This window comes from Deltaproteobacteria bacterium (genome assembly GCA_005879535.1).
In the GTDB taxonomy this organism is placed as follows: domain Bacteria; phylum Myxococcota; class Myxococcia; order Myxococcales; family 40CM-4-68-19; genus 40CM-4-68-19.
Genome location: VBKI01000053.1, coordinates 133271 through 154246, shown reverse-complemented (window position 1 = coordinate 154246; position 20976 = coordinate 133271). Strand labels below are relative to the sequence as shown.

Below are 20976 nucleotides of genomic sequence, written 5' to 3'. Positions count from 1 at the left end.
AGTCGGGAACAGCCCTACCGGTAAGCGACCAGCCCGACCGTCGTGGTGGAGTTGAGAAAGAAGGGATCCGCCTGGAGCACTTCGTCCATTCCGGTCACCGAGGTGAAGGCCAGGTTTTGTGTCCGGCGGGAGCTGTATCCGTACACCGCTGTTGCAAACCCCGGCGTCGTGTGGACCTGGTCTCCGTAAGCCACCGGTGAGAGCCCGCTGGTGAAGCTCCAGATGAACTGCGAGCCGGCCTCTTGCGGGGTATCCGGAATAGGCCCGGAGATCAGGAGCGAGAACGCCAGATCGCGTGAAGCGATCGGAGCTGGGGGAACGTCCGTAGCCGTCCGTCCGTACGCAGAGAGCGGGTAGTCGAAACGCGGCTGATGCGCGTCGAACGTTCCGTCGTCTCTCACGCGGCCTTTGACGGTGTTGCCGTCGAACACCAGCCAGGGCTGCGTGCGGGCCGTCCGGACCTCGGCCACGGCCCCGAATGCGCTGCATCCTTGCGGATGGAAGCCGAGCGTCGCCCCGTTGTCCGGCAATACTTGAAGGTCGAGGTGATCGGGCTGCACGTCCTTGATGTTCAGCTCGAACCGGCGGGGCGTCGACTCCGAGCTCACCACCGTCTGACAGGCGGCAGAGTTATCGGTCCCGATCGAGTACCCGGCCAGCGAGACGACGTCGCCGACAGCGAGCGCGATCGCAGGGTCGTCGCGAAAAAGATTGAGATTGGGCAGCGTTACGGTGAACCGGAGCGTATCGCTGTCCACCGGCTTGATGGTGCCGCCGCGGCGTTCAAGGCCGGGAATCGCGGCGTGCCAGACCACCCGCCAGGACGAGCCGCGCGTGACGCCGGGTTCGATTTTGGTCGCGTCGAGGGTGAGAGAAGGCGGCGTGGAGGCCGCCGAGCCGACCCCCGCGAACACCGGCACGCTGACGATCGGCAGGATTCCGAGGTCACCCGGCTGGGCGTACTTGTTCTGGTTCACGAAGCGCCGGTTGGCAACGTCGATGAAATACGTGACGCCGTCACTACAGCTCACCGCTGCGAGCAACGGGAACAACACCGGCGCCGCGCCGGGAGGCTGGCCGATGGAGAGCGGTGTGCACGGGGCCGTGGGGCAGGCGGTCAGGTCCGGCGCCTCCGGCGCCGCTTTCGGCTTCACGGCGCGGAGGAAAGCGCCTTCGTTGAACAGTCCGCCGGGGTTGGGCAGCGAGAGCGGCCGCATCGGTTCCGCGACTTCCTTGGCCGGGTCGAACGGCGGAATGGGAACGATCCCCTTCGGCACCAGTCCCAGCCCCGTCCCTGCGACGAGGACCCCGCCGGGATCGGCCCTCTGTCCGGGTTGTACCATCGCAGGCTGGAGGACCATGAGCAGCAGCTCGCCCGCCGCGCGCGTCCGGGGTTGGCCGCTGTCGTCCTGGTCGTACCAAGGCGGGCTCAAGGCGATGGAGCGGACGCTCCGGCCGCCCGCGCTGATGCGGTCCATGACGCAAGCGCCTCCGCTTGCCAGGACGCTGCTCGTCTGGATGGCGACGACGCCGTCTCCAGCGCCGTCCGCGACGTAGACCTGCGCAGCGCTGCCGGGCACGACGGCGAGCCGGGTGGGCACCACGGGATCGAGCGTGCATCTGCGGACGCTGGAAAACTGAGCGAATCCGTCCGCGCCGAGAGTCACGTCGAACACCACCAGCTCGGAGCGGGTCGCGGCGAACGCGGTGACGGTGGCAGCCCCGGTTTCCAAGTCGAACCGGGTATCGAGGGGATTGGCGGCGACGACGTCCACCGTCTCGGCGGCCGTGGCGACGGGGGTGCCGCCGTCCGCCGGAGTTCCGCCGTCCGCCCCCTGACCGAGGTCGAACTGGAGGACAGCCTTGGGCGCAGTCCCTGTCGTCTGCGTATCGACGAGGCTGCGCCCATCGACGACCGCCAGCGAGGAACCGGCGCCGGCCACGAGGGCGACGCCGGCGGCGCTTGCGTCGCTGCTGCGGTTCAGCCGGACGCCGGCGACGCGCAACGGCCGGTCGCCGGTCTCGATCAACGCCGGGAACAGGCGGATGGGCGCAGGGATGAACTGGGCGTGCGCGCTTTTCGGGCACGTGTCCGCCGGATCCACTCCGCCGTCCAGGAACAGCGGCGCATTGCAGAGCTGCAGGGCGCGCAGGCCGTCGCGCCCGGTATTGGCGACGAAGAGCAGGTCGCGGTCGCCGGCTGCGGTTGCGGCCAGGCCCGAGGGTGCCGTGAATTCGCCGGTTGCGACGTTGAACGGATTCGAGGTGCACGCGACAACGGCCACGGCGGCGATCAGCGGCGACGCACGCGTCATCACGGGCAGCTCCCGGCGAGCGCGCGCAGAGCGGATCGCGAAGGGTCGTCCTTGGGAACTTCGATCAGGGCGACGCGACACTCATGGAATACGCTCACTGCCAGGCAGGCGGAGCCGGGCTTCGAAGGACAATCGACGCTCGCGATGTTGAACGGCGAGTCGCCGAGGCGTCCCACCTGTGCGACGACCTGCGATCTGCCGGTATCCACGATGGAGACGGCGCCGATCTTCTCCGCAACGACCGCGAGCAGCGGCGGAGACGTTCCCCGATCGATCCGCAGCATGTCGGCAGGAGAGGCGGGCAGCGGGATGACCTCGCGGATCCGGGGCGCCACGGACGGCTGCGCCGGAAGATCGATCACGACCAACGTGTCCGGGGCACGCATGGTGGCCCAGAGCGTCGTGATCGGCGATGAGGGCGTGGCCGGACCTCCGGGCGTGTCGAGCAGCAGCTGCGTCGTGTTGATGCTCTGCACGTCCGGCCGAAGGTCGATCAGATCCGGATCCGCCGCGGAGCCCGCGTCGACGTCGATGATCCGGAGATAGTTGTTGCTGATTCCGGAGCACAGACCGGTGCCGGGCTCGCCGGAACCGAAGGCCGACGACCGCTGGAAGCAACCGCCGAGGTACAGACGCCGACGGGATCGGTCGAAGACCATGGGTCCGACGCCGAATCCGCCCGCGACGAACTGCGACCCCGCCCGCATCTGGAAGAGGAGCTGCGAAGGGTCCTGCATGCTCAGGGCTGCGACCGACGTAGTGGTGATGGGGGTGCCGGAGATAATGGTCTCGATGTGAGGCACGATCGACGAGACGAAGAGGACGTCGAGGGGGGATCCGGTCCCGGGCGGGATCGTGTCGCCCGGAATGACCGTGTACGGGCCGTCGAGGCCCGCCGCCGTGAGATCGATGATGCCCTTGCGGCAGTCCCGGGTTGCGTCGTTGCCGGCGTTGGGGAGGCAGCCGAGGGTTCCATCCGGGCGGGCGGTCGCCCTGACTTGCACGGCGTTGATGGTGGCGGTATCGCGCGAGGCGGTGAAGACGGCCGTATGGTCGGAGCTCAGCGCGAGCGGTCCGGCGTAGTTGCCGATCATCGCCGACCCGATGAATTCGGCGGGGAGGATCTGCGGATAGCAGGCATCCTTGGTCGCCTGATCGAGGGTGGCGGGATCGACGTCGCAGTCGATGGTGCTCTTCAGGAGCGAGTCGATGTAGCCGCCCGAGATCTGGACGACGGTGCCTGCCTCGAACGCGCGGTTGAAGTTGCCGTTCGCGACGAGAAGGCCGTTGCTGGCTACCGCGAGGCCGGTGGGAAAAAAGAGGCGCGGCGGCTTCGGGCCATCCGGCCCGAAGGGAGGCGGCAGCAGCTCCGGCGGGAGCGTGTGGCAGCGGAGCAGCAGCGCCGCGGCGACGATCGCGCTCTTCTTCATGCGAGCGGCCTTCCTAGGGCCGCTCGCTTGCCAGGTCAAGCCGTTTTCTCCACCTGCAGCCGGGAGAAATCCGCGAGCGGAGCGAACAGCTCGTGCAGGGAGCGCAGCAACGCGAGTCGGTTGTCGCGCTGGGCGGTGTCGCTGTCCATCACCATCACGTCGTCGAAGAAGCGGTCGACCACCGGTCGGAGCTCCGCCAGCGCCGCATATGCGGCGAGATAATCCTCCTTTTCCGCCAGGGCGCCGGAGACGCGGGCGCGGCTCTGCTCGAGCGCGGCGAAGAGGGCCTGCTCGGAGCCGGTCTTGCAGAGAGCCGCGTGGAAGCCGACGAAGGCGATGCCCTTCTCCTGCGCCTGGGCGAGGATGTTCCCGATCCGCTTGAATGCCGCCGCGGTCGCCTCGAACTGGGCCCGGCTCTTCTCCCGCACCGTCTGCAGCGCAGAGACTCGCTTCTCCAGCGAGACCAGGTCCGTCGCCCCGGTGTGCAGGGCGGCCTGGATCGAATCGGCCTGTGCCCGCTCGCGCAGGATCACTTCGAGTCGCCCGAGGAGGAACTGCCAGATGCGGTCGCGAACGGAGGCGTCCTCCTTCTTGTGCAGCTTCTGGGCGGCGAGCAGCGCCTCCGCCATGTCGTAGCGGTACCCGCGCGCCAGCGTGATGCGGAGGATCCCCAGCGCGGCGCGCCGGAGGCCATAGGGGTCCGCCGTTCCGGTCGGTTCCTTTCCCAGGCCGAAGAGGCCGACCAGCAGATCGAGCCGGTCGGCGATCCCGAGGAGCGCCCCGATGTCGCCGGAAGGCAGACGATCCTCAGCGCCGCGCGGCAGGTAGTGCTCGAAGATGGCATCGGCGACGGCGGGCTCGATGCCCTGCTGCAGCGCATAGACGCGGCCCATCGAGCCCTGCAGCTCCGGGAACTCCCCCACCATTCCGGTGGTGAGATCTGCCTTGCAGAGCTCGGAAGCCTCCGCGAGCTGGCGGGGATCGCCGCGTCCGGTCGCGCCGTGGAGCCAGAGCGAGAGCTCGCGCAGACGTCCGATGCGCTCCAGCTCGGTGCCGAGTCCCTGCAGGAAGGTGCGCCGCCCCAGCTTCTCGACGCGGGAGCGGAGCGGCACCTTGCGGTCTTCATCGAAGAAGAATTTTCCGTCGGAGAGGCGCGCGCGCAGCACGCGCTCGTAACCTCTGCGGCTGACGTTGGGGTCGCGGACCTTGGTGTTCGACACGGCGACGAACGAGGGCAGAAGGTCGCCTTTCTCGTTCTGCACCGCGAAATACTTCTGGTGCCCGCGCATCTCCGAGACGAGGACCTCCGGGGGGAGCTGCAGGAATTCCTTCTCGAAATACCCGGCGACGGCGAAGGGCTCCTCGACGAGGCCGGTGACGGTCTCCAGCAGTTCGGGATCGGGGCGCGGAACGCCGCCCGCCTCGCGCGCGGCGCGAGCCACCTCTCCGGCGATGCGTTGGCTCCGCTCGGCCCAGTCGGCGAGGACGTGCGCCTGCCGCAGCGCGGACACGTAATCGCGGGCCGAGGGCAGGGGGAACTCCTGCGGCGCGGCGAAACGGTGCCCGCGGGTCTTCGGCGCGCTTTCGACGTCCGCGAACTTCACCGTCAGCGGCTTGCCGTCGAGCGCGGCGGCGATCCAGTGCACGGGCCGCGCGAACGCGTCCGCGTCGAGCGAGTCCCAGCGCATCGACTTGCGAAACGGGATTCCGCGCACGATCTGCTCGAGGATGCGGGGCAGCGCCTCGGCGGCGGCCTGTCCACGGATCTGCTGCTCGATGATGACGCGGTCGCCCTCGATCTTCAGGGCCTCGACCGCGACGCCGGCTTTGCGCGCGAAACCCTCGGCGGCCTTCGTCCATTTGCCGTCCTGCAGCGCCTGTTTCGCGGGCGGGCCGGACAGCTTCTTGCGCACGTCGGGCGCTTTCTCCGCGATGGCGGTGACGATCATCGCGAGCCTGCGCGGGGTGGCAAAGGTGGTGATGTTCGCGCGCTGGCCCTCTCCCTCGCCGTTCAGGCGCGCGTCGTCGAGCGCCTTGTTGATCTCCGCGGCCATCCATTCCAGGGCCGGTTTCTGGAAGCTGGCTGGAAGCTCTTCGGTGCCGATTTCGAAGACCAGGTCCATCTCACCGGCGCTCCGCCCGGCGCGGCTCCGCGGTCTTCTGCACCGGCTCGTCGGCGAGGAGGTCGGCGTAGCGGGCCAGCTCCTTCTCGGCGAGGGCCCGGTCCTTGAGCGCCGGGAATTTCATCTGCGCCCGCGTCGACAGATAGAGCCGCGCGCAGTCGTGGGCGAGCCGGCGGACGCGGAGGATGAAGCCCTGCCTCTCCGTGACGCTGATGGCGCCCCGCGCGTCGAGCAGGTTGAAGGCGTGCGAGCACTTCAGGCAGTAGTCGTACGCCGGCAGCGGGAGCTTCTTCTCGACGAGGCGGCGGCACTCCTTCTCGTACTCGTCGAAGAGGCGGAAGAGGCGGTCGGGATCGCTGGCGTGGAAGCTGTACTCGCTCTGCTCCCGCTCGTTCTGCCAGAACACGTCCCTGTACGTGAGGCGCGTTCCGTCGGGATAGGTGCAGAACACCAGGTCATAGATGTCGTCGACGCCCTGGAGGTACATCGCGATGCGCTCGAGGCCGTAGGTCAGCTCGGCGGAGACGGGCCGGCACTCGAACCCGCCGGCCTGCTGGAAATAGGTGAACTGCGTCACCTCCATCCCGTCGCACCACACTTCCCAGCCGAGGCCCCAGGCGCCCAACGTCGGAGACTCCCAGTCGTCCTCGACGAAGCGCAGGTCGTGGTCGGTGGAGGTGATGCCGATGGCCCGCAGCGACCCGAGGTACTGCTCCTGCACGTCCTTGGGGCTCGGCTTGAGGATCACCTGGTACTGGTGGTGCTGGTAGAGACGATTCGGGTTCTCGCCGAACCGTCCGTCGGCGGGGCGCCGGGAAGGCTCGACGTAGGCGACGTTCCAGGGCTCCGGGCCGAGCACGCGCAGGAAGGTAGCGGGATTCATCGTGCCCGCGCCCACTTCCAGGTCGTATCCCTGCATCAGCGCGCAGCCGCGCTCGGCCCAGTACGTCTGCAGCGCGAGGAGGAGCCCCTGGAAGTCCTTGGGAGCATTGGGCATCGGGCGCCGGAACGTAGACGCAGCGCGGCGATTGCGCAAGCGCAGTTCTGCGGGAATGTCGCAGGTTTCGGGATAGCCGCTGCCGCACCGAAAGGTGCGGCTTTGCGGCTACTGCTTGAGGCTGCACAGGCCAGAAACTGCGCTAGCATTGCGGTCGAAGCTCGTGCATTCGGACCGGGGGGCCGATGACCGCAGACCTTCGCCAGGCCAAGGCGGCGCTGTTGCGCTTGCGCTTTCCGTCGCTCGTGCAGCTGCGCGCGCACCTGCACGTCGAGGACAACGCGACCCTCCTGTTCTTCCCTGACCCGGCGCTCGACCTGGTGCCGGGCAGTACCGCGCTGATCGAGATGGTCTTCGACACCAGCGAAGAGACGCGGGTTGTCCGCACCACCGTCCTCACCCGCGCCGAGGCCGCCGGCCTCTGGCTGGCGATGCCCAACGCCCGCTTCGCGCGGCAGGTCAAGGAGCGCGGCCTGCTCTCCCGGCGCGGCCGCCGGCTCGGTGCCGACCGATTCATCCGCCTGCGCCTGGAGGGCGGCAGCGAGTACATGGTGAACCTCGTCGACGTGAGCCTCGCCGGCGCGCGCATCGGCGGCGGAGTCCCGGCCTCGATGGCCGCGGGCGAGCGCATCGACGTCCGGCTCGCTTCGGCGGAGCCGGGGGAGATCCCCGAGGTCGGGCGCGCCCGGGCGGTGTGGGTAGAGGGCGGCGAGGCGGGGCTGGAGTTCGATCGGACGCAGCCTGCGTGCAGGTCCGCGATGGCGAAGCTCTTCCAGGGGACGGAGGCAAGGTGGAGGAGCGCGCGGGAAGTGCGGCACCCTGAGACGTGCTGCCGGGGCGGTGTCCTGCTGGAGCCGCCGGTGCCGCGGGTGCGGGTGGACGGGAAGCGGCCTACGGTCGCGGCGAAGTAACCGGATCGCGGTCACTTCTGCGAAGCGCCTGCAACATGCGCAGGTTGCGGGGCCATGCTTTTGCACGGTCGCGCACGATTGTTCGTTTTGTTGCTGCTCGTCATGAGCGGCTGCGGTCGCGGTGCTGAGGTGGTCGCGGATGCCGGAGTGATCGCTCAGGAGCCCGACGCAGCCGCGGGAGACGCAGGAGATGCATCATCGAGTGTCGACGATGCGGCGCAGTGCAACCCAGCGCTGCTCACCGATGGCGGTTTGATCTCGGGGCCTGGGGTGGCGGCGTCCGTCGCTCCGCCTCAAAATGCGGGCTGGGTCGCGGTGTCGAGTGATGCGGAATGCACGGCAATCCAGCCCGGCGCGCTGTCGGCGCAGCTGTCATGGACTGGTCCGGCGGCCACGACAGTAGGCACGAAGACGTTTCCACCGGGGTGCGACCCAGCGATTGTCGATGGCAAAGGCAATCTGGCGGTGTTCTCTCTTTCCGGTCCGGTCACAGGCAACTCGTTTGTTCGCGGCGATGGCACGGGTGCCAGATTTTTCGCAGACGGCAATACCAATGAGCTTCAGGTCGCCGTTGCTCCGCGCGCGAGCGGGTTCGTGCTGCTCCCTCAAATCTACAAGCCGTGGTGTGAATTCGCGGAGCTGCTCGACCAGGACGCCATCCCTACCCCGGCAATTCTCCTAGAATCCTTGCATGCCGCCCACATTTGGGCGCTGGTTCCGAATCCACTCGGCGGATATGTAGAAGCGAGGGAGCTCGTTGGTCGACCGACTCAACAGGAATACTCCCTTCAGCTCCGCTGGGTCGATGACTCTCTCCAGGCCCTGGGCGATTGGCACACCGCGATGACCTGGCCGCTGGGCACGGAGAACTTGTGGCGCGTCGCCGTCGACCAGCAGGGTAAAGCCCTGATGCTGTCCTTCGTCTTCCCACCTTCTCTCGGATCGCCTCAGCCGCCCTCGATGTGGACGTTCAGCGCTCGTTGGATGGACGCGACTGGAGCCCTGACCGAGCCCTTCCAACCGATCGCGCCGACGTATACGTCCTCGAATAGCAGGGTCTATTTCGCCGAGTGGGGCGCAATACGGCCTCTTCGTGATGGCGGATTTGCCATGTTCCACGCGCCGGCGCCTCAGGGGATCGGCGGTACGATTTCCCCGTCAGGCTGGTACGCATTCTATCCGAGTGGTCAGGCAGGAACGACCCAGGCGCCGGCGTGGCTGCAGTCCTATGACGGCTCGCTGCAATTGCTCGCGGGAGGTACGGCCTATGCGGCTCTACGACATGATCCGGATACCTGCGCGCGCACGATTCTGCTTCTCGCCCCCTCGGGCGCGACGTGTTTCACCCTCGCGCTCGAGGGCTCGAACCTCTGTGGCTTCACGGACACAATCTCGCCCGATGGCACTCTCCTTCTGCAGTTCGGATGCCTGATCCGCTGGTGGCCCGGGCTCGCTCGCATAGTTCAATAATTCGCTCTCGGAGGCGGGTTATGCCGCCGGTCGCCGCGCGCGCGTCCACCCGATGCGCAGGAGCCACGTCCTGGGCGGCGAGACAAGGGGCGGATCGGAATCGGCGAGCCCCGACGACGTAAACGCATCGAGCTCCTGGCTCGCAAATGCCGCGAAACCGCGGCGCACCTCATGGCGGTAGGCGTTGTCGAGCACGTACATGATCGCGTTCGCCACCTGCGTCGGATTGCGCAGCGACCGGGCGAAGAACCGGTCGTCGAAAACCCGGCCGCGGCGGGACATTCGGGCGTTGATGCGCTTCGCGATGCGCGTGTTCATCGACTGCATCCCCCGCGAGAGCTGCTCGGTGCTGTCGGCCTCGACGATGAGATGGATGTGGTTGCCCTGCACGCTGAAGTGGATGAGGCGGAACCCCTCGCGCTCGGCCACTTTGATGAATGCGTACCGGATCTGCCGGAAGAGCGTCTTGCTTCGCAGGCTCCAGATCCCCGGAAGGATGCGGAGGACGACGTGCAGTGGGTGTCGTGCATCGACTGGAGCACGGCCATGGTGAGTGACGCGATTCCCGCAGGGCCGACCCGCGCCAGGCCGCGCGCCGCCGCGTCCGCGGGGAGGGAAGGAGAGCTGAGTTGCCATGCTGGCAGCGTAGAGGTGGGGTCTGACAACGCATCGGCGGGACGGGCACTGGGGGGATCGATGTCTGCCCAATTCTTCGCGGGACCGGACGCGAGCTCTGCGGGCTCGCGGATGCTACGCGGCGCCCGCTTGATCGAAACGGGCAGACTTCGAATCGCGGCGAACATCGCTGAGACGCACGACCGCACCGTCGAATTGGGCAGACTTCAGATCGCGCGGGCGCAGCCGGTAGCCGATGCGTGCGCTGCGGCCTCGCCGTCTACTTCTTCTTGCTCACCGGCGGCGCCAGGAACGACACATTGTCTGCTGCCGGCGGCTCTTCCTTCTTCGGCTCCGGCCGCAGGTGATCGAGCATCGCCTTGTGCTGATCCAATATCCCCTGCAGCTGCTGCACGAACGACGCCCGCGCGCGCTTCAGCTCCTCGATCTCTCCCACCAGCTGCATCCTGCGCGCCTGCGCGTTGGCGATGATCTTCTCCGCCTGCAGCTCGGCCTCGGAGATGATGATGTCCACCTCCTTGCGGGCGTTCGCCTTCATCTCCTCTGCGACCTTCTGGGTAGTGGTCAGCGTCTGCTGCAAGAGTTGCTCGCGGTCCTTGAACTCGTTGATCCGCGCTTCGCGCCGGCGCAGCTCCTCGTCCTGCCTGTTCAGCTTGCGGACCAGCTCCTCCAGTTGGGTGGCGACGAGATCCAGCCAGGTGCGCACCTCGCGCTCGTCGAGGCCACCCAGAGCGACCTTGCGGAAGGTCTTCTGGTGCAGGTCGAGCGGGGTGAGCTTCATGGTTCGGAGGATACCCCTGCCGTCAAGGTTCCGGTCCGCTCCGGCGGCTTCGGCGAGACCGCCGCGAACACCCCGCCGCGCTCCGACGCCTTGACGTGGTACATCGCCTCGTCCGCGCGACGGATCAGGTTCTCCGGATCTCGCGCGTCGTCGGGGAAGGCGGCGACGCCGAGGCTGGCCGTCAGCTTGATCGGACCGTACGGCTTGTCCGCGAGAAAGGGCTGGCGGGCGATCTGCCCGCCGATGCGGCGCGCCGCCGCTACCGCCTGGTCCTTGCTTGTCTCCGGCATCACGATCATGAACTCGTCGCCGCCGTAGCGCACTGGAACGTCGGTCGAGCGCAGCGTCTTCAAGAGCAGCCTGCCAATCTCGTGCAGCACCTGCGAGCCGGCCTGGTGGCCGTGGCTGTCGTTCACCCGCTTGAAGTAGTCCAGGTCGAAGAAGATCACCGAGACCGGGTGCCCGAACCGGGTGGCGCGCACCACTTCCTGCTCGAGCTGCCGCTTCATGTGGCGCGAGTTGAACAGGCCGGTGTGATCGTCGAGGACCGTCAGCTCCTGCACCTTGTGGAAGTTGCGCGCGTTCTCGATGGCGATGGCGCTGAATTCCGCCACCGTGCCCAGGATCCTCAGGTCTTCCTCGTGAAAGGCCCCGTCGCGCGGACCGTTCACCAGCTCGATGACGCCGAGGGTGCGGTCCTTGAAGGTGAGAGGGACGCAGAGGATCGACTTGGTATGAAATCGCGAGGCCTTGTCGAATCGGCTGGCGAACCTCGGGTCGGCGTGGACGTTTGGCACCAGCAGCGGCTGGTTGTGCTGCGACACCCAGCCGGCGATCCCTTCGCCCGGCTTGAGGCGCAACCCCAGCAGCCGGTCCGATCCCTCGCCGACCGCCGCGTGGAAGTAGAGCTCTCCCGTCGCGTGATCCTTGAGCAGCAGCGACCAGTTGCTGGGCTTGAGGAGCTCGCTGACCTTGGCCAGGATGACGTGCATGACCTCGCCGATGTCCAGCGACGAGGTCAGGGCTTTCCCGATCTCGTTGAGGACGGCGAGCTCGTCGACGGTGCGCTGCAGCTCCCGGAGGAGATCCTTCCCCCTCATTTCACAGAGTGTACGCCCGGTTGTCGCAACGCGCCAAATCCTGTAGAGCGCGCGCGATGAAGCTCGTGTTGTGCTCCGCGTCGCCCCGCAGGCGCGAGTTCCTGGAGCGGATCGGGGTGGGTTTTTCGCTCGCCCCTGCGCACATCGACGAGACGCGCGGGCCCGGCGAGGCTGCCGTGGCGTACGCGCTGCGGATGGCGCGGGAAAAGGCGGAAAGCTGCGCGCGTCCCGGACAAGTGGTGCTGGCGGCGGATACCATCGTGGTGGTGGGCGAGGATGTGCTGGGCAAGCCGCGCGATCGGTCCGATGCGGAACGGATGCTACGCATGCTTTCGGGGATCGAGCACCGCGTGATCAGCGCCGTCTGCGTCCCTCCGCGCGTGCGCGCAGTGGAAACCACGGTGAAGTTTGCCCCGCTCACGGACGCGCAGGTCCGCTGGCTGGCCGCTTCCGGCGACGGCGACGACAAGGCCGGGGCCTACGCCGTCCAGGGACTCGCCGGCGCGTTCGTGGAACGCATCGAAGGCAGCTTCACCAACGTGGTGGGCCTGCCGCTGGCGGAAACGCTGCAGATGCTCGCGGAGGCGGGCGTGGAGCTGCCGTGGACGTAGCGGCGGGTCTCTCGCGCGTGCGCGGGCGCATCGCGGCTGCCTGTTCCAGGTCGGGCCGCGATCCGGCCTCGGTGCGGCTGATCGCGGTGAGCAAGACGAAGCCGGTAGAGATGCTGCGCGAGGCAGTCGCGGCCGGGCAGACCATCTTCGGCGAGAACTACGCGCAGGAGATGAAGGGGAAGGCGGAAGCGCTCGGGTCCGGAGTCGAGTGGCACTTCGTCGGCGGGCTTCAGACCAACAAGTCGAAGCTGGTCGTGGGTCGCGCCGCGCTGATCCATACCTGCGACCGCCTCGCGCTCGCGCAGGAGCTGTCGAAGCGGGCGAAAGCCGCGGGCCTCGTCCAGCGCGTGCTGCTGGAAGTGAACGTCGGGCGCGAGGCACAGAAGGCCGGCGTCCTGCCGGAGAACGTCCCCGCGCTGCTCGAGCAGGTGCGTGCGTTGCCGGCGCTCGCTTGCGAAGGATTGATGTGCATTCCGCCCGCGGAAGGCGATCCGCGCGAGTATTTCCGCCAACTGCGCCAGCTCGGCAACACCTTGGGCCTCCGCGAGCTGTCCATGGGCATGAGCGCCGACTACGAGGCCGCCATCGAGGAGGGCGCCACGCTCGTCCGCGTGGGAACCGCCATCTTTGGAGAACGACCCTTGCCTCCCCGCGGGCCCGTCGATATGTAGGCCGCGCCATGGCCACCTTCGTCGACGAGAGCCTCAAATCCGCCATCCGCTCGTTCAACGAACGCGGCCAGGTCGGACCCGACCCGCTGGCCGCGCGCTACGCGGATCGGCGCGCGAATTACTCCCTCTTCGCGCGCATGATGAGCGATGCCGACATCGAGGCGTTGCGCCCCTACATCTTCTGCTACGGCGAGCTGCCGCCACGCCGGAAGCTGACGATTCGCAACTTGATCGCCGGCGAATGGCGAGGGCCCGCTTCCGGCGAGCACGCGACCATGACCTGTTCTGCCGACAAGCGCGTGCAGCTCTTCGACGTGCCCGCCTCCGGCAAGCAGGACGTCGAGGCCGCGGTGTCGGCCGGTGACCAGGTCTGGAAGTCCCTCGCCTGGGCCGACGAGGGCCTCGCGTACCGCAAATACGTGGTGCAGAACGTCTCGCGCATCCTCGCCCACTACACCGAGGAATTCCTCCACGAGATCCGCCAGCAGATCCCGAAGACGAAGCTGGAAGCGGAGAAGGACTTCTTCGAGGCGAAGCGCGCTTGCGACCACCTGGAGGGTAGCTTCGAAGCGGCGATCAAGGGCGAGCTCGTGCCGGACATGATGGCGGGCCAGCGCTTCTGGCGAGACGCGTTCATGCCCGCCGGGCTCGCGGCGATCATCACCCCGATGAACTTCATCTGGGGCATCCCGATGATCCATCTCGCCGGCGCGTACCTGACCGGTTGCCCATGGATCCTCAAGGGACACCCGTTCGCCGCCGCCACGAACACGTCGATGGTCCGCTGCTTCCTCGCCGCAGGGGCCGACCCGCGCTTCGTCCAGAAGGTGGAAGGCTTCGGCAAGGGCATCGCGCCGCTCGCCACCGACCCTCGCGTCGCCGTGGTCGCCGTCACCGGTTCCTCGGACACCGCCCGGACCATCTCCGCGGGCCGCGGTCTGGCCCGCACGCGCTTCGAAGGAGGCGGCTGCAACTGGTCGTGGGTGGACGACCGATACAGCGACGCAAGCTCGGGCTCTCTTCGCACAAGTGCACGGGCCTGCACGGCGTTTCCGCCTCGCGGGCAACCCTCGACCGGCTGGTGCCGATGATCGCGGCGGAGATGGACCGCTGGCAGGTAGCGGATCCGCGCAGCCCCGACGCGACGGACAAGACGCTCGGGCCGCTGATGGTGCACAAGGCCCAGACGGCGCTCGACGTCGTCGCCGAGGCGCGCAAGGCGGGCCTGCGCATCGTCCGCGAGGGCGGCCGTGCCGGCGGCGACTACGGCGCGAACGCCGAAGCGGTGAAGCCGGCGCTGATCGACGGGGTGACGCCGCAGACCACGCTCCGCCACGACTGGGACGGAAAGGGCGTGCGCGAATACCGGATCGCGACCACCGAATTGTTCATGCCCATCCTGGTGGCCATGCCGCTGAAGAGCTTCGAGGATTTCGTGAGGTTCTCGCTCTTCGATAACCCGCACGATCTGGCCACCAGCATCTGGACGCGGGACGACCGGAAGCTCACGCGGGCGCGCCGCACGCTTGCCGGCATGCTCAAGGAAAACGACGGCACCGACTCCGCTCTCGAGTGGGAAGAGTTCGGCGCCTCGACGGTCGGCGAGAGCGGCAACATGGGCGTGGGAGAGGTGCAGGCGACGATCTCGATCTACTCCCGGCGGCAGAAGGGTCGCCATTTCGTGTTCTAGATGCCGCGGATCTTCCTCGACGGCGACGCCATCGAAGCCCAACTCGAGGACAGCGTCGCCGCGGCGCTCCTGCGCGCGGGCGTGACCACGTTCACGCGCTCGATCAAGTACCACCGGCCTCGTGGTCCCTTCTGCTTCGCGGGTTCGTGCGGGCAGTGCTTGATGCGGATCGACGGCGTCCCCAGTCTGCCCGCCTGCCGCGTGCAGGCGGCGGAAGGAATGCGCTGCGTGCGGCAGAACGGCCCCCTCGGCGTGGAGAACGACCTGTTTCGCGCCGCCGACTTCCTCTTTCCCGAGGGCCTCGACCACCACCATCTGCTGGTGCGATCCCGCCTTCTCGGACGGGTCGCGCTCGAAGTCGCGCGGCGGCTGGCCGGCCTGGGAGAGCTTCCCGGCGAAGCGCGGAGCGCGGTGCGCGGCGAGCTGCGGACCGTGAAGCTCGCGATCGTGGGCGGCGGGCCCGCAGGGCTTTCCGCCGCCCGCATGGCCGCTGCCGGAACGCTGCTGATCGAGCGCGAGCGGCGGGTCGGCGGAGCCCCGTTGCTCTTCGGAGACACCATCAACGCCGATGCCGGTCGCGCCGAAGTCCTCCTGCAGGCGGAATGCGTCGGCCTCTACGCCAACGACACCAGCCTGCCTGGGAACGGGCTGCTCGCCGTCCGGCACCGCGATCGGCTTTCCGCCGTCATCGCCGACCGGGTCATCGTCGCGACGGGCGGCGTCTCGCAGCCGCTGCCGTTTCCGGGCGTCGACCGGCCGGGCGTCTACGCCGCCCGAGGGTTGCTCGCGCTTTCCGCGCGCGTCGGCGTCAAGCTCGCCGTGGTCGGCGAAGGCGCGGAAGCGCAGCGCTGCGCTGCGGCCCTCTCGCGTCGCGGATACGAGATCGCGATCGTTCCGGGCGTTCCCCGACGCGCATTGGGCAATCCGGTCAAAGCGGTGGACACGGCCAGCGGCGAGCGGATCCGCTGCGACGCCGTCGCCATCGCGATTCCGCCGGCGCCGCTGCACGAGCTGGCCAGCTCCGTCGGCGCGCAGGCCCATTTCGATGGCGCGGGGTTTCCGGTGGAAACCGATGCCGACGGCCGCACCAGCGTTCCCTGGCTCTTCGCGGCTGGCACGGTCGCTCGCAAGGACGCCGCGCGGTCCGGCGGGACCGCGGGGAGCGCAGCGTGCCGCTGAGCGAGAAAGCCATCCTCTGCGCCTGCGAGGACGTCAGCGTCCACGACGTCGAGGGCGCCATCGCACACGGATACGCCGACATCGAGAGCCTCAAGCGCTACACCGGGTTGGGCACCGGACCCTGCCAGGGAAAGAGCTGCGAGGTGGGCGCCATGCGCATCTGCGCGGGACGCAACGCGGTGCCGCCCGCAGCGCAGGTGCCGTTTCGCGCGCGCCCGCCGCTCGCGCCGACCACCATCGCCGCGTATGCAGGCTTGCCCCCTGAAGTCACCGGCGCCCGGCACCCGGCGGGCGGCCTCCGTCCCACCTGGGGCAAGGGCGCGCATCCGCTGCAGCCTCACGCCGCGCTGCCGGAGCGGGTGGACGTCGTCATCATCGGGGGCGGCATCATGGGCCTGGCGCTGGCCTGGAACCTCGCTGGCTTGCGGGCGGGGCGCGTCCTGGTCCTCGAGCGCGGCTACCTCTGCGAGGGCGCGTCGGGCCGCAACGGCGGCGGCGTGCGCGCGCAGTGGACGACGCCCACGCTGATCGAGCTGGCCAAGGAATCCATCGCCTTCATGGCCCGCTTCGCGCAAGAGCTCGGGATCAACGTCTGGCTCCGCCGCGGCGGCTACCTGTTCCTGGCGCACGACGACGAGACGTTGCGCCGCATCGAGTACGGCGCCGATCTCCAGAAGCGGCACGGCCTTTCCACCCGCGTGATCACCCCTGGCGAGGCGTCCGAGATCGTCCCCCAGCTCGATGCCTCGAAATTCGTCGCGGCGTCCTGGAACCCGGACGACGGCGTCGTCTTCCCCTGGCCGTTCCTCTGGGGATACGCTGACGGCGCCCGCAGGCGGGGCGCGCGGGTCGAGACGTTCACGCGCGTCACCGGCATCGAGGTGACCGAGGGCCGCGTGCGCGCGGTGCACACCGATCGCGGCCGCGTCGCCGCCGATCGCGTGGTGGTCGCCGCCGGCGCCTGGAGCCCGACCGTCGCGCGCCTGGCGGGCGTACAACTCCCCAACGTTCCGTACCGCCACGAGATCGTCTCCAGCGAGCCGCTGAAGCCGTTCCTCGGACCGTTGGTCACGATGCTCGGGACCGGCCTCTATTTCTCCCAGTCGATGCGCGGCGAGATCGTCGGCGGCATGGGCGATCCCGAAGAAGACCCGGGCCTCAACCAGACTTCGTCGCTCCGCTTCCTCGCGCGCTACGGGCGCGCGCTCTCCGACCTGATCCCGCAGCTCGGCGCGGTGAAGCTGCTGCGCCAATGGGCGGGCTGCTACGACGTCACGCCGGACCATTCACCGGTCCTCGGCGAGACTCCCGGCGTCGCCGGCCTGCTGCAGATGAGCGGCTTCGTCGGCCACGGCTTCATGATGGCGCCCGCGGTGGCGCGGCGGATGGCGGAGTGGATGGGCGGAGCCCCCGACGAGATCTTCGAGCGCTATAACGTCCGAAGGTTCGCCGAGGGGCGGCTGATCCAGGAGACGTTCATCATCGGCTAGCCTGGCCGCTCCCGGCCGGAGGCGGGATTTGCGGCTATGCAGTTGCGTGAACCTGGGTTTTACTTCGAGCATGGTCACGGACAAGAAGCTCGGGTTCATCGGCGCCGGCAACATGGGCGAGGCGCTGTTCAAGGGCCTGCTGAACACGAAGGCGGCAAAGCCCGGGCAGATCCTCGTCAGCGCGCGCCGGCCCGAGCGCGTGCAGGAGCTGGTGACAGCCTACGGAGTGCGCAGCGGCACCAATTCCGAAATCGCGCGCGAGAGCGACGTCGTCGTGCTCTGCGTCAAGCCGCAGATCCTCGATCAGGTCCTGCGCGGGATCTCCCCCGACGTCTCGCGCGACAAGCTGATCATCAGCGTGGCCGCTGGCGTGCCCATCCAGGCCATCGAACGGCGGTTGCATCCGCCGATGCGCATCGTGCGCGCCATGCCCAACACGCCCGCGACAGTGGGCGCCGCCGCGACCGCGCTCGCCCTCGGGGAGCACGCGACCGACGCCGATCTCGCCACCGCGCGCACCATCTTCGACAGCGTGGGCCTCACCGTCCTGCTCGAGGAGTCGCAGCTCGACGCCGTCACCGGTCTCTCCGGCAGCGGCCCCGCCTACCTGTTCCTGATCATCGAGGCCCTGGCCGACGCGGGCGTCAAAGTCGGCCTCTCCCGCCGCGCTTCCCTGCAACTCGCCGCGCAGACGGTGCTCGGGAGCGCCAAGCTGCTGATCGAGAGCGGACAGCATCCCGGCATGCTCAAGGACGGCGTCACCAGCCCCGGCGGGACCGCCATTGCCGGATTGCATACGCTGGAGGCGGGTGGCCTGCGCAACGTCCTGATGAATGCAGTCGAGGCCGCGACACGGCGTTCCCGGGAGCTGGGCGAGGAATTCCTCCGCAAGCTATGAGCCACGCATGGACCTGCCCGGCATGAAGCTCGCGCCCGAGGGCGCCCCGAAGGAGACGCTGGACGCGATCCCCGGCCTTCCGCCGGACCTGCGCGCGTTCCTCGAGCAGCACGATGGAGGCCGGGGCAAGGTGGGAAACCGGCCGCTGATCCTCTGGAGCGCGGAGGAGATCGCGCGGGAGGCGCAGTCGCAGGAGGTTTCGCTCGCGACGCCCGGGCTTCTCCTCTTCGGGACCGACGGAGGGGCCGAGGCATATGGCTACCTCGCGCGGCTGCGGCATCATCGGTACGGCCGCATCCCGCTGATCGCCGCCGGCGTCCACGAATTCGAGGCCCTCGCGGATTCGCTGCAGGAGCTGATACAGGCGCTTGCCGAAGGGCGCTGACGGAGCTCAGGCGGCGCGCTTCAACGCGGCGAGCAGTGTGGTCGGGCCCGGATGATCGCCCGGACCGAGGCTGACGTAGCGGAAGGTCACCTTTCCTCCCGGCTGCACCACCAGCGCGCCGCCCTGTTGCCAGGCATCCCCCGCCGTCTTGCCCTGCCGGAAGCCGTGCAGCTGCGCCCGTCCCCAGCGCACGAGCGCGAAAGGATTGAAGAGCGTCAGCGCCACGGACCGTTTCATGCCGGCGAGGTCGTACGCCTTGCGCGTCGGATCCGTCAGGACCGCGACCGAGGGTGGGAACCCGACGTGCTCTGCCCAAGACTTCGCCATGGCCGGCCAGCCGTTCCCAATCACGGCGAGCTTTCCGCCCGCCTTCGCGAACTCATCCGCGCGCGGCCGCAACTCGGCCGCCTGCTCCCGGCACAACGCTCAACCGTAATGGCGGACGAATACCAGCGCCGCCGGCTTGTCCCGCCAGAGGTCTCCGAGGCGCACGTCCCGCGCCTCCGTGTCCTTGACGACCACGTCGCCGAGCTCCATGGCTAGAAGTCGTCCGGCTGGAACGCCTCGTGCGCCGGGCCGACGTCGTACGAGAGCACGTGCTCGTTCTCGACGATCCTCGCCTTGCGCCGCAACGAGTCGACCCACTTCGCGTACAGCTCGCCCTGCTTCTGCCCGACGAGCCGGTCGCGCATCGACTTCATCTCTTCCGCGTCGAGCTTCGACGGATCCGCCCGCTCGCGCGATTTCACCCGGAATACGTACCAGCTCTCGCCTTCCTCCACCGGCGCCTGCGGAATCGCGCCAGCCTGGCTCTGCGCGAATACGGCGGCGGAGAGCTTCGGAGCCTGCCCGACGCCGGGGACGTAGCCGCCCATCGGGTGGAACGTCTCCGTCTCCGTCGTCTGCGGAGCGGTGAAGGCGCTGAAGTCGAACTGCCCGGGCTCGGTCTTCTTCACCGGATACAGTTCCTTGAGGTCCTTGCCGGCGCGAAGCTGCGCGAGGGCGTCCTCCGCCTTCCGCTTCGCCAGCTCCTTCGCCTTCTGCGACTTCACCAGGTCCGCGGCGATGTGCTTGCGCACTTCGTCGAGCGGCTGCAGGCGGGCGGGCCGCTCCTCTTCCGCCTTGAGCAGGTGGAATCCGGATCGATCCTTGAAGATCTCGCTCAGCTGCCCGGGCTTGAGCCGGACGGCCTGATCCTCCAGCGTCTTGCCGTAGGGCGACTGCCCGCGAGCCACGAACCCGAGGTCGCCGCCGTTCGCCTTGGTCGCCTGATCCTCACTCCGCGCCTTCGCGACTTCGGCGAAGTCCTTGCCGCCCTTCACCTCCGCGAGCGCCTGATCGATCTTCTCGCGCGCCGCCTTCTCCTGATCGCCGGTCGCGTTCGGGGGCAGGGAGACGGTGATGGCGCGCACCCTCATCGCGGCGGGCTGCGTCCACCGGGTCGCCTTCTCGTCCTCGTACTTCTTCGCGATCTCGTCAGCGTGCGATTTCGCGTACTCCGCGACCTCGGCGTCGCTCGCCGTGGCCTGGTCGCGGAACATGAAGGGGTTGAACCGGACCCAGGCGATGGCGACGCTCTCGTGCTGCGCGGCCCAGGCGGCCTTCACCTCGTCGTCCGAGACGTTGGCGCCCGCGACGGCCGCCTGGACGACCTTGCCGCGGAGCAGGTCGCGGCGGTACGCCTCCTCGAAGCGCGTGACGCTCATTCCGTAGCCGTTCTCGACCAGCCGCTTGTAGTAGTCGAAGTCGAACTTGCCATCCTGCTGGAACTGCGGGCTCCTGGCGATGGCATCGGCCACCTCGGCGTCGCTGACCCGGATGCCGAGATCGTCGGCCTGCTGCGCGATGAGCTCTTGATCGACGAGGCCCTTGAGGGTCTCCGACTTGAGATTGTCCTGCTTCGCATTGTCGGTCGTGTACTTGCCCCCGCGCATCGCCGACATCTGGCGGAAGCGGTTCGCGTAGGCTTGCGCGAAGTCGCTCGCCGTCACCAGCTCGCCGTTGACTCTGGCGGCCCACGTCTCCGGCGTCCGCGTGCGGAACCCCGACGAGCCACGCCCGAACGAGAAGACGAAGGTGAGGATGATCGCGCCGAAAATCAGGGCGATCAGTGAAGACTTCGCGTTCGACCGCATCACGTCGAGCATCGGACTGCCACCCGTCTGTCGGTCCCCGCGCGCCTCTGAAAATCGCCGTGCGCACGGCTGCTTGGAAAGCTTGACACCCTAGAGAAGCCGGGCGACAGATGCAAGGGGAAAAACCCGGGAAGAGACCGGCCTCTCCCCCGGG

Annotated in this window: 19 protein-coding genes; 10 read left to right on the top strand and 9 right to left on the bottom strand. The window is 68.4% G+C overall.

All coding sequences use genetic code 11. From position 1 onward, the window contains the following. Nucleotides 1-14 precede the first annotated feature (14 nt). Genes E6J58_07865 through glyQ form a run of 4 tightly spaced genes read right to left on the bottom strand, consistent with a single transcriptional unit; the run spans nt 15 to nt 6865 of the window. Nucleotides 15-2318, bottom strand: coding sequence for a hypothetical protein (locus E6J58_07865; protein ID TMB39323.1), 2304 nt, complete (start codon nt 2316-2318; stop codon nt 15-17). Continuing rightward, the gene (locus E6J58_07860) at nt 2315-3745 is read right to left on the bottom strand and encodes a hypothetical protein (GenBank protein TMB39322.1); all 1431 of its coding nucleotides are present in this window, start codon (nt 3743-3745) and stop codon (nt 2315-2317) included. Before E6J58_07860 ends, E6J58_07865 begins: the two co-directional genes overlap by 4 nt. A 35-nt stretch (nt 3746-3780) precedes the next feature. Then, nucleotides 3781-5868 carry a glycine--tRNA ligase subunit beta gene (locus E6J58_07855; GenBank protein TMB39321.1) on the bottom strand — a complete coding sequence of 696 codons (2088 nt, stop codon included), beginning with the start codon at nt 5866-5868 and terminating at the stop codon, nt 3781-3783. Nucleotide 5869: 1 nt separating this feature from the next. Further along, nucleotides 5870-6865: a glycine--tRNA ligase subunit alpha gene (glyQ, locus tag E6J58_07850; protein ID TMB39320.1), complete on the bottom strand. Its 996-nt coding sequence runs from the start codon at nt 6863-6865 to the stop codon at nt 5870-5872. 185 nt (nt 6866-7050) lie between these two features. Here glyQ and E6J58_07845 point away from each other — a divergent pair, with 185 nt between their 5' ends. Together E6J58_07845 and E6J58_07840 are read left to right on the top strand one after the other, a co-directional pair. After that, nucleotides 7051-7776: a hypothetical protein gene (locus E6J58_07845; protein TMB39319.1), complete on the top strand. Its 726-nt coding sequence runs from the start codon at nt 7051-7053 to the stop codon at nt 7774-7776. Between the two features lie 87 nt (nt 7777-7863). Further along, on the top strand, nt 7864-9246 hold the full coding sequence (locus E6J58_07840) for a hypothetical protein (GenBank protein ID TMB39318.1): 1383 nt from the start codon (nt 7864-7866) through the stop codon (nt 9244-9246). A gap of 18 nt (nt 9247-9264) precedes the next feature. Here the strand turns inward: E6J58_07840 and E6J58_07835 are convergent, their stop codons facing one another. The 3 genes from E6J58_07835 to E6J58_07825 all read right to left on the bottom strand — a co-directional run bounded on the left by E6J58_07835 (nt 9265) and on the right by E6J58_07825 (nt 11763). Further along, nucleotides 9265-9882 (bottom strand): hypothetical protein, encoded by a 618-nt coding sequence (locus E6J58_07835; protein ID TMB39317.1) that lies wholly within the window; start codon nt 9880-9882, stop codon nt 9265-9267. Between the two features lie 259 nt (nt 9883-10141). Beyond that, the gene (locus E6J58_07830) at nt 10142-10663 is read right to left on the bottom strand and encodes a DivIVA domain-containing protein (protein ID TMB39316.1); all 522 of its coding nucleotides are present in this window, start codon (nt 10661-10663) and stop codon (nt 10142-10144) included. Continuing rightward, on the bottom strand, nt 10660-11763 hold the full coding sequence (locus E6J58_07825) for a sensor domain-containing diguanylate cyclase (protein TMB39315.1): 1104 nt from the start codon (nt 11761-11763) through the stop codon (nt 10660-10662). The genes E6J58_07830 and E6J58_07825 overlap by 4 nt, the downstream gene beginning before the upstream one ends. A 56-nt stretch (nt 11764-11819) precedes the next feature. Between E6J58_07825 and maf the strand changes: the two genes are divergently transcribed. The 8 genes from maf to E6J58_07785 all read left to right on the top strand — a co-directional run bounded on the left by maf (nt 11820) and on the right by E6J58_07785 (nt 18687). Next, complete coding sequence (gene maf, locus E6J58_07820; protein TMB39314.1) at nt 11820-12374, top strand: septum formation protein Maf; 555 nt, start codon at nt 11820-11822, stop codon at nt 12372-12374. Further along, a complete protein-coding gene (locus E6J58_07815; protein TMB39313.1) occupies nt 12365-13045 on the top strand; it encodes a YggS family pyridoxal phosphate-dependent enzyme in 681 nt (226 codons plus the stop codon). The genes maf and E6J58_07815 overlap by 10 nt, the downstream gene beginning before the upstream one ends. Before the next feature lie 8 nt (nt 13046-13053). Further along, nucleotides 13054-14136, top strand: a complete 1083-nt coding sequence (locus E6J58_07810; GenBank protein TMB39312.1) for an aldehyde dehydrogenase family protein — start codon at nt 13054-13056, stop codon at nt 14134-14136. Then, nucleotides 13776-14735, top strand: a complete 960-nt coding sequence (locus E6J58_07805) for an aldehyde dehydrogenase (GenBank protein ID TMB39311.1) — start codon at nt 13776-13778, stop codon at nt 14733-14735. The genes E6J58_07810 and E6J58_07805 overlap by 361 nt, the downstream gene beginning before the upstream one ends. Then, nucleotides 14736-15914: a pyridine nucleotide-disulfide oxidoreductase gene (locus E6J58_07800; protein ID TMB39310.1), complete on the top strand. Its 1179-nt coding sequence runs from the start codon at nt 14736-14738 to the stop codon at nt 15912-15914. It abuts the gene before it with no gap. Further along, nucleotides 15911-17404, top strand: a complete 1494-nt coding sequence (locus tag E6J58_07795; GenBank protein TMB39381.1) for an FAD-dependent oxidoreductase — start codon at nt 15911-15913, stop codon at nt 17402-17404. The genes E6J58_07800 and E6J58_07795 overlap by 4 nt, the downstream gene beginning before the upstream one ends. Nucleotides 17405-17474: 70 nt before the next feature. Then, nucleotides 17475-18302: a pyrroline-5-carboxylate reductase gene (gene proC, locus E6J58_07790; protein TMB39309.1), complete on the top strand. Its 828-nt coding sequence runs from the start codon at nt 17475-17477 to the stop codon at nt 18300-18302. A gap of 7 nt (nt 18303-18309) precedes the next feature. Then, entirely contained in the window at nt 18310-18687 is a 378-nt protein-coding gene (locus E6J58_07785) for an SMI1/KNR4 family protein (protein TMB39308.1), read from the top strand. A gap of 6 nt (nt 18688-18693) precedes the next feature. On the opposite strand, the gene E6J58_07780 is transcribed toward E6J58_07785, so the two are convergent. Then, nucleotides 18694-19110 (bottom strand): hypothetical protein, encoded by a 417-nt coding sequence (locus E6J58_07780; protein ID TMB39307.1) that lies wholly within the window; start codon nt 19108-19110, stop codon nt 18694-18696. A 116-nt stretch (nt 19111-19226) separates the two neighbouring features. Then, nucleotides 19227-20834: a hypothetical protein gene (locus tag E6J58_07775; protein ID TMB39306.1), complete on the bottom strand. Its 1608-nt coding sequence runs from the start codon at nt 20832-20834 to the stop codon at nt 19227-19229. Nucleotides 20835-20976 lie beyond the last annotated feature (142 nt).

Coding starts and splice junctions, on each gene's coding strand:
- E6J58_07805 (TMB39311.1), top strand. CDS start 13,776: ATGGATCCTCAAGGGACACCCGTTCGCCGCCGCCACGAACACGTCGAT.
- maf (TMB39314.1), top strand. CDS start 11,820: ATGAAGCTCGTGTTGTGCTCCGCGTCGCCCCGCAGGCGCGAGTTCCTG.
- E6J58_07825 (TMB39315.1), bottom strand. CDS start 11,763: ATGAGGGGGAAGGATCTCCTCCGGGAGCTGCAGCGCACCGTCGACGAG.
- E6J58_07810 (TMB39312.1), top strand. CDS start 13,054: ATGGCCACCTTCGTCGACGAGAGCCTCAAATCCGCCATCCGCTCGTTC.
- E6J58_07830 (TMB39316.1), bottom strand. CDS start 10,663: ATGAAGCTCACCCCGCTCGACCTGCACCAGAAGACCTTCCGCAAGGTC.
- E6J58_07775 (TMB39306.1), bottom strand. CDS start 20,834: ATGCTCGACGTGATGCGGTCGAACGCGAAGTCTTCACTGATCGCCCTG.
- E6J58_07785 (TMB39308.1), top strand. CDS start 18,310: ATGGACCTGCCCGGCATGAAGCTCGCGCCCGAGGGCGCCCCGAAGGAG.
- proC (TMB39309.1), top strand. CDS start 17,475: ATGGTCACGGACAAGAAGCTCGGGTTCATCGGCGCCGGCAACATGGGC.
- E6J58_07860 (TMB39322.1), bottom strand. CDS start 3,745: ATGAAGAAGAGCGCGATCGTCGCCGCGGCGCTGCTGCTCCGCTGCCAC.
- E6J58_07800 (TMB39310.1), top strand. CDS start 14,736: ATGCCGCGGATCTTCCTCGACGGCGACGCCATCGAAGCCCAACTCGAG.
- E6J58_07835 (TMB39317.1), bottom strand. CDS start 9,882: ATGGCAACTCAGCTCTCCTTCCCTCCCCGCGGACGCGGCGGCGCGCGG.
- E6J58_07845 (TMB39319.1), top strand. CDS start 7,051: ATGACCGCAGACCTTCGCCAGGCCAAGGCGGCGCTGTTGCGCTTGCGC.
- glyQ (TMB39320.1), bottom strand. CDS start 6,865: ATGCCCAATGCTCCCAAGGACTTCCAGGGGCTCCTCCTCGCGCTGCAG.
- E6J58_07855 (TMB39321.1), bottom strand. CDS start 5,868: ATGGACCTGGTCTTCGAAATCGGCACCGAAGAGCTTCCAGCCAGCTTC.